This is a genomic window from Agathobacter rectalis ATCC 33656 (genome assembly GCF_000020605.1).
Lineage (GTDB): Bacteria > Bacillota > Clostridia > Lachnospirales > Lachnospiraceae > Roseburia > Roseburia rectalis.
Map to the genome: position 1 here is coordinate 1,315,341 of NC_012781.1, position 12,584 is coordinate 1,327,924.

10 protein-coding genes and 4 tRNA genes are annotated in these 12,584 nt (G+C 43.6%); 12 read left to right on the forward strand and 2 right to left on the reverse strand.

Features of this window, described 5'->3' with window-relative positions; all coding sequences use genetic code 11:
- The first annotated feature begins 96 nt into the window (after window positions 1-96).
- Entirely contained in the window at window positions 97-654 is a 558-nt protein-coding gene (gene efp, locus EUBREC_RS06370) for an elongation factor P (protein ID WP_012742291.1), read from the forward strand.
- A gap of 59 nt (window positions 655-713) precedes the next feature.
- Here the strand turns inward: efp and EUBREC_RS06375 are convergent, their stop codons facing one another.
- Both EUBREC_RS06375 and EUBREC_RS06380 read right to left on the reverse strand, forming a co-directional pair.
- The gene (locus EUBREC_RS06375) at window positions 714-2,021 is read right to left on the reverse strand and encodes an oligosaccharide flippase family protein (RefSeq protein ID WP_306719122.1); all 1,308 of its coding nucleotides are present in this window, start codon (window positions 2,019-2,021) and stop codon (window positions 714-716) included.
- A 151-nt stretch (window positions 2,022-2,172) separates the two neighbouring features.
- Complete coding sequence (locus tag EUBREC_RS06380; RefSeq protein WP_012742293.1) at window positions 2,173-3,003, reverse strand: Cof-type HAD-IIB family hydrolase; 831 nt, start codon at window positions 3,001-3,003, stop codon at window positions 2,173-2,175.
- A 199-nt stretch (window positions 3,004-3,202) separates the two neighbouring features.
- On the opposite strand from EUBREC_RS06380, the gene EUBREC_RS06385 reads away from it, so the two are divergent.
- From EUBREC_RS06385 to EUBREC_RS06435, 11 genes are all read left to right on the forward strand, one after another.
- Entirely contained in the window at window positions 3,203-5,653 is a 2,451-nt protein-coding gene (locus EUBREC_RS06385) for a homocysteine S-methyltransferase family protein (protein WP_012742294.1), read from the forward strand.
- A gap of 80 nt (window positions 5,654-5,733) precedes the next feature.
- Window positions 5,734-5,806, forward strand: a tRNA-Val gene (locus tag EUBREC_RS06390).
- Between the two features lie 26 nt (window positions 5,807-5,832).
- Window positions 5,833-5,906 (forward strand) — tRNA-Met (locus tag EUBREC_RS06395).
- A gap of 23 nt (window positions 5,907-5,929) precedes the next feature.
- Window positions 5,930-6,002, forward strand: a tRNA-Val gene (locus EUBREC_RS06400).
- Between the two features lie 26 nt (window positions 6,003-6,028).
- A tRNA-Met gene (locus tag EUBREC_RS06405) sits at window positions 6,029-6,102 on the forward strand.
- Window positions 6,103-6,170: 68 nt separating this feature from the next.
- Window positions 6,171-7,238, forward strand: coding sequence for a 5' nucleotidase, NT5C type (locus EUBREC_RS06410; RefSeq protein ID WP_012742295.1), 1,068 nt, complete (start codon window positions 6,171-6,173; stop codon window positions 7,236-7,238).
- A gap of 146 nt (window positions 7,239-7,384) precedes the next feature.
- Window positions 7,385-8,695: an O-acetylhomoserine aminocarboxypropyltransferase/cysteine synthase family protein gene (locus EUBREC_RS06415; protein ID WP_012742296.1), complete on the forward strand. Its 1,311-nt coding sequence runs from the start codon at window positions 7,385-7,387 to the stop codon at window positions 8,693-8,695.
- 244 nt (window positions 8,696-8,939) lie between these two features.
- Window positions 8,940-9,923 (forward strand): phosphate acetyltransferase, encoded by a 984-nt coding sequence (gene pta, locus EUBREC_RS06420; RefSeq protein ID WP_012742297.1) that lies wholly within the window; start codon window positions 8,940-8,942, stop codon window positions 9,921-9,923.
- A gap of 199 nt (window positions 9,924-10,122) precedes the next feature.
- Window positions 10,123-10,656, forward strand: a complete 534-nt coding sequence (gene ispF, locus EUBREC_RS06425; protein ID WP_012742299.1) for a 2-C-methyl-D-erythritol 2,4-cyclodiphosphate synthase — start codon at window positions 10,123-10,125, stop codon at window positions 10,654-10,656.
- A gap of 70 nt (window positions 10,657-10,726) precedes the next feature.
- Window positions 10,727-12,154: a cysteine--tRNA ligase gene (gene cysS / locus EUBREC_RS06430; RefSeq protein ID WP_012742300.1), complete on the forward strand. Its 1,428-nt coding sequence runs from the start codon at window positions 10,727-10,729 to the stop codon at window positions 12,152-12,154.
- 1 nt (window position 12,155) lies between these two features.
- Complete coding sequence (locus EUBREC_RS06435) at window positions 12,156-12,584, forward strand: Mini-ribonuclease 3 (RefSeq protein WP_012742301.1); 429 nt, start codon at window positions 12,156-12,158, stop codon at window positions 12,582-12,584.

The window sequence follows — 12,584 nt, forward strand, 5'->3', positions numbered from 1 at the left end:
GCAATAGAAAATAAATACTTGAAATGTATTGCTTTTTATTGTAAAATGGACGAATGAGAGAGCTTAGGCTCGCACGATTTAAGGAGGAAGTAACTAATGATTTCAGCAGGAGATTTCAGAAACGGTGTTACTATCGAGTTCGAGGGAAACATCTATCAGATTATCGAATTTCAGCATGTTAAACCAGGAAAAGGTGCAGCATTTGTACGTACAAAGTTAAAGAATATCATCAGTGGTGGTGTTGTTGAGAAGACATTCCGTCCAACAGAGAAATGCCCTACAGCACACATTGACCGTAAGGATATGCAGTATCTTTATGCAGATGATGATTTCTATCATTTCATGGATGTTGAGACATATGACCAGATTGACTTACCAAAGGATGAGGTTGGCGATGCTCTCAAGTTTGTAAAAGAGAATGAGATGTGTAAGGTTTGTTCACACAAGGGCAATGTATTTGCAGTTGAGCCACCACTTTTCGTTGAGCTTACTGTTACAGAGACAGAGCCTGGCTTCAAGGGTGATACAGCAACAGGTGCTACAAAGCCTGCTACAGTTGAGACAGGTGCTACAGTTTATGTACCACTTTTTGTTGAGACAGATGATGTTATCAAGATTGATACAAGAACAGGTGAGTACCTTTCACGTGTATAATCTGTAGTTTTATGAGTCTGCACATATTCCGGTATGCCTGGAGTATGTGCAGGCTTTTTTTATTTGTGTGCTGTGTGGCAGGTGAGAATCCCGACAGCAAGTGTCACAAACACATGCGACACAAGCATAGCCCACAGATATGCATCTATCCCATAGTGGGGTACGAGAAGCATAATCATCAGAATTCTTATTGCACAGGTGAGCAGATTGACAAAGAGCACCTGCTTTGCTTTACCCAGACCGTGCAGTATGCTGCAGAGCATTCCGCTTATGTGCATCAGTGGGCACAGAAAACACAGTCTTCTAAGGAAATATCCACAAAGCTTCGATGAAAAAAGAAAATCCCCTATAAAATCCGACAGCAGATAGAATATGCATGTAAAGATAAGACCAAAGCATAGTCCGAATAAGGCACAGGAGTTTATGGTTTTTGTGATTTTTGTATCCTTTCCGGCGGCATTCGCTTCAGAAACAGATGGCAGAAGCATCACGCAGGCACAGCTGCAAAGCACACCGGGGAATAAAAGCACAGGAAGGGTGAGACCGGAAATGGTTCCAAATATGTCAAGGGCCAATGCCGGTGATAGTCCGTAGAGCTTAAGAGTTCTCGGGATAAGCACATTTTCGACTGAGGATGAAAAGCTTGCCAATATGTAGTTTAGTGATAAAGGAATGAAAAGCGCAGCCATGCCATAGGCTGTTGTTTTCAGGCTTTTGACGGATATTTTAAAGTATGAGAAATCTTTTTTTATTGTGATAACAGAAAAGACGGTTGCGCTCGCTTCGCCTGCCACGATGCCGTATATAGAGTATACAGGCTTAAAGCAGCTGCCACCGTCAGATAGTATTGCGTATATCAGATAGCAGGTGCCAATGCGCGCGGTCTGCTCAATTAATTGTGTGGCAGCGGGGATGGTTGCCTTTTTCAATCCATAATAGTATCCGTTTATGCAGGAATGGATAGCGGCGGGCAGAATGGAAAAGGACAGTGCCTTGACAAGCTCTGTGCAGCGTGGCTCACTTAAAATACAAAGGCTTATGTAGTTGGCATTGGAATACATAATAATTGTGAGTAAAAGAGCAATGGTGGCTGACATAATTATTGCGCAAATGAGTATAATCTGCCTGTTTTGAGGCTTTTCGGCAACAAGCTTTGATGTAGCAGTCTGAAAGCCGTTGCAGCAGAGTGACATGCATACAGACATGAGTGGAATCACAAGCTGATAGAGTCCCAGACCTGTTGAGCCCATGACGTTATTAAGAAATATGCGAAAGAAAAAACCCATAAACCGACTGGTTGTACCGGCAAGTGTCAGAAAAATAGTTCCGGTCACAAGTGGATTGGATAAATATTTTTTTACAATCAAAAAATCACCTGTCATATGTTGTCTTAGAAGTATATGTGCTTCCGGGGATATATATGACAGGTGATTATTTATTGTGTGTTAAACAGCTATTTTGCGCTAAACAACTATTATACTCTTATATGACCGGTATCGTTATATTAAATTTGTGAGATTAACCCATAAAGTGGCGGATAGCCTTGGCTACGCCGTCATTTTCGTTTGTGTCGGTGACGTAATCAGCCTGTGCCTTAAGCTCATCGGTTGCATTTCCCATGGCCACGCCGATGTGTGCGGCTTTTACGATAGCCATGTCGTTTTCGGTGTCACCGACAGCCATTGTCTCATCAGCTGCTATATTCAGGAGTTGAGTCAGCTTGTGAAGTGCCACACCTTTGTCAACGCCTGCTTTTGTGAATTCCAGATTACCGTAGCCACCGCTTACAAGCGTGATTTCAGGGATTTTTTTCAGGTGCTCAAATACTTCGTCGCGGCAGTAGTAGTTATCATCTGCATCCTTTGGGAAATTGATGGTCATTTTCTGCATATGGTAATTGTTTTCGCGCATCATTTCAGTGATATCGTTCACACGTTTCCTGGTTGTCATGATGTATTCCTTTATAGAAGGAGGCATTTTGAGATCCTTTGCATCCTCGAGACACTTGTACGGAGAATAGCCACAGCCGTTTATGAAGGCATCCATATGAACGCGCTTTGTCATCAGGTAATCAATTATTGAAAACGCTGTCTCATCAGAAAGGCAGTTTTCGTAAAGACATTTTTTGGTGTCAATCTCGTAGATTGCACTTCCGTTTGCAGTAATAGCGTAGCGGATGCCGGTGTCCTTAATTGCCTCAAACGGCAGCCCTCCGAATGGACGGCCGGTGGAGATGACCACATTTATCCCGGCAGCAGTTGCCTCTTTTATAGCTTTTATATTTTCCCTGGATATCTGACTTTTGTTGTTGAAAAGTGTTCCGTCAAGATCTAAAGCAATAAGTTTCATAAGAAATCCTTTCTTTTGTTTGAAAAATATAGTGTTTTAGTATATTATGGTGAATAGACTATTGATTTTTGTGTTTTAAAATCGGTTACAATGATAATATAAATTATCACAAATTTCAAGGATGAAGAGCACATAGCTTTTGCTTTGAAATATTTTACACTGTGGAGTGAATAACAGCTGAAACAGAAAAGGAAACGAAATGACAAGAGAAGAATTCAGAAAATATATCAGAGAAAACATAGTTATCCTGGATGGAGCGACCGGCACAAACCTGATGGCAGCAGGCATGCCGGTAGGAGTGTGTCCGGAGGAATGGGTGATGGAGCATCCGCAGGTGATTCTTGATTTGCAGAAGGCTTATGTCGATAACGGCACGAATATTGTTTATGCACCTACATTTACAGGAAACAGGATTAAGCTTTTAGAATATGGTTTACAGGAGAAAATTAACGAGATAAATACCACACTGGTTGGCCTGTCAAAGCAGGCTGTCGGGGATAGGGCACTTGTAGCAGCAGATATGACGATGACCGGCAGACAGCTTTTTCCACTCGGGGATCTGATGTTTGAGGAGCTTTTGGAGGTGTACAAGGAGCAGGCGAGGATTCTTGATGAGGCGGGCGCAGATGTATTTGTGGTTGAGACAATGATGAGTCTTCAGGAGTGCAGAGCGGCAGTGCTTGCGATAAAAGAGGTAAGCGACCTGCCTATTATGGTGACACTCACCTACAACGAGGATGGCAGGACTCTTTTTGGTACACCGCCTGAGACAGCAGTTGTTGTGCTGCAGTCACTTGGAGTGGATGCAATCGGTGTGAACTGCTCGACGGGACCTGCTGAGATGATAGCTCTGGTTGAGAAAATGGCAGAGTACTCTACAGTGCCTCTTATTGCAAAGCCAAATGCCGGGCTTCCGGAGCTTGAGGATGGTAAAACTGTATACAAGATGACTCCGGATATGTTTGCCGATGCGATGAGAGGGCTTGTGAAGGCAGGTGCATCCATTGTAGGAGGCTGCTGTGGCACCACGCCGGAGCATATCCGTGCACTGACAGAGGCTGTAAAGACAATGCCTGTTCATAAGCCGCTTGAGCATCATAGAAGAGTGCTTGCGTCTGAACGAAAGAATGTAGAGATTGACTTAGATGGCAACTTTACCGTTGTCGGAGAGAGAATCAATCCTACAGGCAAGAAAAAGCTGCAGGCACAGCTTCGTGAGGGAAAGCTTGACCTGGTGCGCCAGATGGCTATGGAGCAGGAGACAAATGGTGCGGGAATACTTGATATCAATATGGGCATGAATGGTATCGATGAGAAGGAGATGATGAAATCGGTTATATATGAGGTTTCATCAACAGTGGACTGCCCTCTTTGTATTGATTCAAGCTATGTGGAGGTAATAGAGGAGGCTCTTAAGATTTATCCGGGAAGAGCTCTCATCAATTCTATTTCCCTTGAGACAGAAAAGATGGAAAAGCTTCTGCCTCTTGCAGCAAAATATGGGGCGATGTTCATACTCTTACCACTTTCGGATGCAGGATTGCCAAAGGATGTCGAGGAGAAAAAGCAGATTATAAATACTATTTATGACAAGGCACTTTCGCTTGGAATGGCACATGAGGATATAGTGGTGGATGGACTTGTTGCGACAATAGGTGCAAATCCAAAGGCCGCAATCGAGTGCTATGAGACCATTGCGTACTGTAAGGATGAGAAAAAGCTTCCTACAATATGCGGCCTTTCAAATATATCCTTCGGACTGCCTGAGCGTATGTACGTGAACACAGCGTTTCTTACAATGGCCATATGCAAGGGACTCACCATGGCTATTGCCAATCCATCACAGGAGCTTTTGATGAATGCTGCATTTGCATCGGATATGCTGCTCGACAGACCTGACAGCGATATAGCATACATCGAGCGCATGAGCAGGCTTGCGGAGGAAAAGGCCCAATATGAGACTGTTGTTGTGAAAAAGTCGGACAATGATGCGTCTGCTTCAAACGGCACATGCGCAGCGGGCAGTAAGGATGCGGTATTTCAGGCTGTCTTAAAGGGAAACAAGGGCAGTATAATTGATGAAGTAAAGAAAATGCTTTCTGATGGGGCAAAGCCTGACGAGATTATTAATAACAGCCTGATTCCGGCTATTAATGAGGTGGGAGAGCTTTTCAACCAGAAGAAATATTTCCTGCCACAGCTTATCGGCAGTGCAAATACCATGAAGCTTGCTATAGAGCATCTGGAGCCGTTACTTGAAAAAAAGGACTCGGGTGATGATATGCCGACTCTTGTCATTGCAACGGTGGAGGGCGATATTCATGATATAGGAAAGAACCTTGTCGTGCTTATGCTTAAAAACTATGGCTACAACGTGATTGATATGGGAAAGGATGTGCCTTGTGAGGATATCGTCAACAAGGCGATTGAGACGAACGCGGCTGTTATCGGACTGTCAGCTCTTATGACCACCACCATGATGCGCATGAAGGATGTAGTGGAAATATGTAAGGAAAAGGGCTGTAAGAGCAAGGTTGTAATCGGTGGAGCCTGCATTACACAAAGCTTTGCAGACGAGATAGGAGCCGACGGATATTCAAAGGATGCGGCAGAGTGCGTGAAGCTTGTGGAGAGACTTCTGAATAGTTAAAAATTTTTTTAATAAAATAAAAAAAAGTTGTTGACAATAAGGTGCCGACTGTATATAATAATCAAGTCGGTTGACGACATGGGATCTTAGCTCAGCTGGGAGAGCATCTGCCTTACAAGCAGAGGGTCACAGGTTCGAGCCCTGTAGGTCCCATCCTTTTAAAGGATATCAATCAATATGGCGAGGTGGCTCAACTGGCTAGAGCGTCCGGTTCATACCCGGGAGGTTGAGAGTTCGAGTCTCTCCCTCGCTACTTTACTTCAACAGAAGTGACACGGGATCTTAGCTCAGCTGGGAGAGCATCTGCCTTACAAGCAGAGGGTCACAGGTTCGAGCCCTGTAGGTCCCATCCTTTTAAAGGTATCAATCAAATATGGCGAGGTGGCTCAACTGGCTAGAGCGTCCGGTTCATACCCGGGAGGTTGAGAGTTCGAGTCTCTCCCTCGCTACTTGTTAAGACTTGCAGTTGTTGCAGGTCTTTTTGTTATAAATAGTTACGAAACAGAAAGGGATAAGCATGATAAGACCTAAAATAGGACTTGACTGGGATGATGTGACAGCCCCATTCAACAGCATAGCCATAGATATGGCAAACAAAAAATATAATATCACCCCACCTCTTGCGCTGGATGATATAGATTCCTGGGAGAATACCGGCAGAGCCTCTGTCATAAAGGAATTTTACCGGGATAATACGCTTTACGAGAGGCAGAAGCCTACAGAAGAGACAAAGCGGATGATAAGAAAGCTCATGGATATCGGAGAGGTCTATTTTATCACTGCGGTGGCACCGGGCTTCATGGGAGTGAGAGCGAGTCAGATAATGGAGGCATTTCCTGATTTCCCAACAGAAAATATCATACTTGGCAATGCAAAAAATCTTGTGCAGTTTGATATAATTTTAGATGATGCCATACACAATGTGCTTGAGACACCGGCCACGTATCCCGTGCTCATGAGAAAACCGTGGAATTCAAAAATGACAGGACTTTTATCTGTTAATAATATCACAGAGTTTGTATATCTCGTGGAGCAGATAATAAATGCGTCATTATATAGAAATAAAAATATAAAAAATCCGTCAGTTGTGGCGCTTGTCGGACCATCAGGCTCAGGAAAAACAGCGCTCTCAGACAGCCTGTGCGCCATGGAGCAGTTTGAGAATCCGAAAACATACTGTACCAAGCCCGGAGATAAGCATAGGTACCTGACGGAGGATGAGTTCAATGCACAGGATTTCTTTGAAAAGACAAGGTACGCCGGAATACAATATGGCACCAAAATGGAGGATATAGAGGCAGTGCTTGAAAAGGGACACTTTGTCGTGATGCCGCTTGACATGTGCGGCGCCATTGCCATGAAGCGCCATTTTCCTACTGTTATAGTGTATGTGGCGCGTGACAAGGAGCTTTTAATCCGGGATATCATAGAGCAGGATTACTCAATAGAAGAAAAGACACTTCGTATTCTGTCCATAGATGCCGAGAAACGCAACCGCCAGATATGTGACTATGCAGTAAATAACATGGACGTTGGTGCAGCTACGAGAGAACTTGCAGATGTTTTAAAGAATATGCAGTTATAAAATATGTTTATAGCAAGCTCTTAGTTATAAGTATTAACACTTTTCCTAGAAAGATGATATGATATGATTAGTTCAAGGGAACAGCATCCCGGAATTAAAATTAAAAACAAATAACATTAACATATCATTAATAGGAGGATATTAATATGAGCAAGAAACATTATGCAGACAGAAATTTAAAATTTGAGACATTACAGTTACATGTAGGACAGGAAACACCTGATCCGGTTACAGATGCGAGAGCAGTTCCAATCTACCTTACTTCATCATATGTGTTCCATAACAGTGAGCATGCGGCAGACAGATTCGGACTCAGAGATGCAGGAAATATCTACGGCAGACTGACAAACCCTACAGAGGATGTATTTGAGAGAAGAATTGCAGCACTCGAGGGTGGCGTGGCAGCACTTGCTGTTGGTTCCGGAGCAGCGGCACTCACATATGCTTTCCAGGCAGTAGCACACGCAGGTGACCATATCGTTGCAGCAAAGAATATCTACGGCGGTACATACAATCTCTTGGCACACACACTTCCTGATTACGGAATTGAGGCTACATTCGTAGATCCATTCGATTATGATGGAATCAAGGCTGCCATAAAAGAGAATACAAAAGCTATTGAAATAGAGACACTCGGAAATCCAAACTCAGAGGTGGTAGATATCGAAAAAATTGCAAATATCGCTCATGAGGCAGGAATCCCACTTATCGTAGATAATACCTTTGCTACACCATATCTTGTCCGTCCGATTGAGTACGGTGCTGATATCGTGGTTCACTCAGCAACAAAGTTCATCGGTGGACACGGAACAACAATTGGTGGAGTTATAATTGACAGCGGTAAATTCGACTGGACACAGAATGATAAATGGCCATGGCTTGTAGAGCCAAACGTATCATACCACGGAGTAAGCTTTGCAAAGGATTGCGCACCGGCAGCATTTGCGACATATATCAGGGCAATTTTACTTCGTGATACAGGAGCAACAATTTCACCTGTTCATTCATTTATCTTCCTTCAGGGACTTGAGACACTTTCGCTTCGTGTGGAGCGTCATGTTGAGAATGCACTCAAGGTAGTTCAGTACTTAAAGGATCAGCCACTCGTAGAGAAGGTTAATCATCCATCTATTTCAGAGGATAAAGAGCAGCAGGAGCTTTACAAGAAATACTTCCATAACGGAGGCGGTTCTATATTTACATTCGAGATTAAGGGTGGAGCAAAGGAAGCGCAGAAATTTATTGACAACCTTGAGCTTTTCTCACTGCTTGCAAACGTAGCTGATGTTAAGTCACTTGCTATACATCCGGCTTCTACCACACACTCAGAGTGCAATGAGGCAGAACTCTTAGATCAGGGCATCAAGCCAAACACAATCCGTCTTTCAATCGGAACTGAGAATGTGGATGATATAATTGAGGATCTTGATGAGGCATTTAAGGCACTTGCAGAGTAAACGGTTTTGTATGATAAATACTCCTTAAACGAATAAATAGTGATCATTATAAAAGGAATCGGAAAATATTAATCCGGTTCCTTTTATTGTGCCATGAAATATCATGGATTGGATTTTTTCGCGAACATCTTGACAACCTTTTAACAATTATTGATATTCGAGAAAAATAAGTATATTATAGTCAGTGGTGTGAAACCAGATATAGTTTTAAATAATAAATAATATACATAAAGGAGACATTATCATGTTTGGATTTGGTCAGTTAATCGAAATATTAAAGAAAGACCCAAAGAAAATCGTATTCACAGAGGGAGAGGATCCACGTATCCTTGAGGCAGCTTCGCGTTTACTTGCAAGCAACTTTTTACATCCTATCCTTGTCGGAGATCCTGAGAAGATTAGTGCAAGCGCTGAGAAGAGCGGTTTCAATATCCGTGGAGCAGAGATTATAGATCCTATGAACTTTGACCGTATGGATGAGATGGTTGAATTATTCTGCGAGCTTCGTAAGAGCAAGGGTGTTACACCGGAGCAGGCTAAGGGAATTCTTTCATCAGCTAACTACTTTGGAACAATGCTTGTAAAGATGGGTATCGCAGACTCACTTCTCGGAGGAGCTACATACTCAACAGCAGATACAGTTCGTCCGGCATTACAGCTTATCAAGACAAAGCCTGGCAACACAATCGTATCTTCATGCTTTATCCTTGTTCGTCCATCTGCAACAGGTGAGAATGAGGTGCTTGCAATGAGCGACTGTGCTATCAATATCCATCCAACAGAGGACGAGCTTGTTGAAATCGCAGGAGAATCAGCAGAGTGTGCTAAGATCTTCGGTATCGATCCAAAGGTTGCATTCTTAAGCTACTCAACACTTGGCTCAGGAAAGGGCGAGGATGTTGACAAGATGAGAAACGCAGCTCACAAGGCAAGAGAGAAATATCCAAATCTTCCAATCGAGGGAGAAATCCAGTTTGACGCAGCAGTTGCACCACGTGTAGCCCGCACAAAGTGCCCACAGTCTGAGGTTGCGGGTCATGCAAATACATTTATCTTCCCTGACATCAACGCAGGAAATATCGGATACAAGATTGCACAGAGACTTGGTAATTTCGAAGCATACGGCCCAATCCTTCTTGGACTCAATGCTCCAATCAATGACCTTTCTCGTGGATGTAATGCAGGAGAGGTTTACTCAATGGCTATCATCACTGCAGCACTTGCATAAGACATTTAATGGACTATTCCCATTTTAATAAAGACCGCTCCGGTTTGTCCGGGGCGGTCTTTTATTTGAAAATAGCTTAAAATAATATCTTGGCGCAACAGGAGAAATAAGGTATACTATATTTAAAAAACCAAAATACAGAGCAATGACAGTTGGCAATAACATGAGGTATTGTATCTGATAGAAAGAGAGACGATATATGAGAGTAGGAATGGGCTATGATGTGCACAAGCTTGTTGAGGGCAGAGATTTGATTTTAGGAGGAGTGAAGGTTCCGCATACACTCGGGCTTTTAGGTCATTCGGATGCCGATGTACTGTTGCATGCGATAATGGATGCACTCTTGGGTGCAGCGGCACTTGGAGATATCGGAAAGCATTTCCCGGATACAGACCCGGCATATGAGGGTATTTCGAGTCTTAAGCTTTTGGAGCATGTGAGAGACCTCATTGCAAAAAAAGGCTATGTGATAGAAAACATAGATGCGACAGTAATTGCACAAAAGCCGAAGCTTCGTCCGTATATTGAGCAGATGGAGCAGAATGTGGCTGATACGCTGCAAATCGCAAAGGAGCAGGTAAATATAAAGGCGACGACCGAGGAGTGGCTTGGTTTTACAGGCCGCGAGGAGGGGATTGCATCACAGGCAATCTGCTCACTTACAGGTCTCTATGAAGCAAGTATGCAGGTCGGAGGCGGATGCAGCGGCTGCGGAGGCTGTCAGGCCGATTGATTTGAATATATAGGGAAAACATGCTAAAATAAAAAGATAGTTATAAATCATCCAAAAGGAGATATAAATAATGGAGAACAATTTCAAGTTTTACAATACACTCACAAGACAGATTGATACTGTTGTTCCGCGTGTTGACGGCAAAATCGGCATGTATACATGTGGACCTACAGTTTACCATTTTGCACATATCGGAAATATCCGCTCATACATCATGGAGGATGTGCTTGAGAAGGCACTTCGCTATGTGGGCTATGATGTAAAGCGTGTCATGAATATCACTGATGTGGGACATCTCTCAAGCGACGGAGATACCGGAGAGGACAAGATGCTAAAGGGCGCAAAGCGTGAGCATAAGAGCGTCATGGAGGTGGCAAAGGAGTACACGGACGCCTTTTTCAAGGATTTCACGGCTGTACACAACAGGATGCCTGATGTCGTAGAGCCTGCAACCAACTGTATTCCGGAATTCATCCATATGGTGGAGGTGCTTATCGAGAAGGGCTATGCCTATTTTGCCGGAGGCAATGTATATTTCGATACATCAAAGCTTGATGATTATTTTGTGTTCTCTTCAGCAGTAGAGAAGGAACAGCTTCAGGTTGGAGTGCGAGATGATGTCGAGGAGGATGTAAACAAGAAGAATAAAAATGATTTCGTACTCTGGTTTACACAGTCTAAGTTTGAGGACCAGGCTCTTAAATGGGACAGCCCATGGGGCGTCGGATATCCGGGCTGGCATATAGAGTGCTCATGCATCAGCATGAAGCATCTCGGAGAGTACGTGGATATCCACTGTGGCGGTGTGGACAATATTTTCCCACATCACACCAATGAGATTGCACAGTCAGAGAGCTATCTGGGACACGACTGGTGCAAGTACTGGTTCCATGTCAATCACTTAAATGACAGAGCCGGCAAGATGAGCAAGTCGAAGGGGGCAATCCTCACAGTTTCGGTGCTTCAGGAGAAGGGCTACAATCCGCTTGCCTACAGATTCTTCTGCTTACAGTCACACTACAGAAAGCCTCTTGAGTTTTCGTTTGATGCGCTCGACAATGCAGTTGCGGCATACAATAAGATTGCAAAGCGTGTGGCAGAGCTTAAGGATGAGGGTGATATAGATGAGACAGCTTTTGCTGACTTTAAGAAGAAATTTACTGATGCAGTTTCAAATGATCTGAATACATCAATGGCTATAACCATAGTGTATGATGTGCTTAAGGCTGATATCTCAGACAGGACAAAGCTTGCACTTATCGATGACTTTGAGCAGGTACTTGATCTGGGACTTAGGGAATCAGGAAAGGCCTTACTTGAGGCATCGTCATCTGTAGACAGTGAGCTTGAGGCATTTATCAATGATAAAATTGCAGAGCGTGCAGCCGCTAAAAAGGCAAAGGATTTTGCGACAGCCGATGCCATAAGAGATGAGCTTCTGGCAAGGGGGGTTGCCATAAAGGATACCAGAGAGGGAGTAAAATGGGAGCTTGTATAGTATGAAGATAGACTCATATATTAAGGAACAGTTTGGAATAAAGGACGTTGATATAAGGACATACTCGCCGCTTACACTTGCATATATCGGTGATGGCATATTTGATATTGTCATCCGCTCAGTTGTGGTGGGAAAAGGCAATACAAAGGCAAATCTGCTTCATAAGCACACAAGTAATATAGTAAAGGCACATACGCAGGCTCTCATGATAGAGGCACTTTTACCTCATCTGACAGAGGAGGAGAGTGATGTGTATCACAGGGGGCGCAATGCCAAGTCGCCTTCCATGGCAAAAAACGCTACAATGGCTGATTACAGGAAGGCTACAGGGCTTGAGGCGGTCATGGGCTATCTTTATCTGAAGGATGATTTTGAGAGGGTTGTTTCACTCACTAAGCTTGGAGTGGAGCTTTTAGGAATTGAAATATAG

Excerpts from the sequence above, each read along its gene's own strand:
- efp (WP_012742291.1), top strand. The coding sequence starts at position 97 with ATGATTTCAGCAGGAGATTTCAGAAACGGTGTTACTATCGAGTTCGAG.
- EUBREC_RS06380 (WP_012742293.1), bottom strand. The coding sequence starts at position 3,003 with ATGAAACTTATTGCTTTAGATCTTGACGGAACACTTTTCAACAACAAA.
- EUBREC_RS06385 (WP_012742294.1), top strand. The coding sequence starts at position 3,203 with ATGACAAGAGAAGAATTCAGAAAATATATCAGAGAAAACATAGTTATC.
- EUBREC_RS06410 (WP_012742295.1), top strand. The coding sequence starts at position 6,171 with ATGATAAGACCTAAAATAGGACTTGACTGGGATGATGTGACAGCCCCA.
- EUBREC_RS06415 (WP_012742296.1), top strand. The coding sequence starts at position 7,385 with ATGAGCAAGAAACATTATGCAGACAGAAATTTAAAATTTGAGACATTA.
- pta (WP_012742297.1), top strand. The coding sequence starts at position 8,940 with ATGTTTGGATTTGGTCAGTTAATCGAAATATTAAAGAAAGACCCAAAG.
- ispF (WP_012742299.1), top strand. The coding sequence starts at position 10,123 with ATGAGAGTAGGAATGGGCTATGATGTGCACAAGCTTGTTGAGGGCAGA.
- cysS (WP_012742300.1), top strand. The coding sequence starts at position 10,727 with ATGGAGAACAATTTCAAGTTTTACAATACACTCACAAGACAGATTGAT.
- EUBREC_RS06435 (WP_012742301.1), top strand. The coding sequence starts at position 12,156 with ATGAAGATAGACTCATATATTAAGGAACAGTTTGGAATAAAGGACGTT.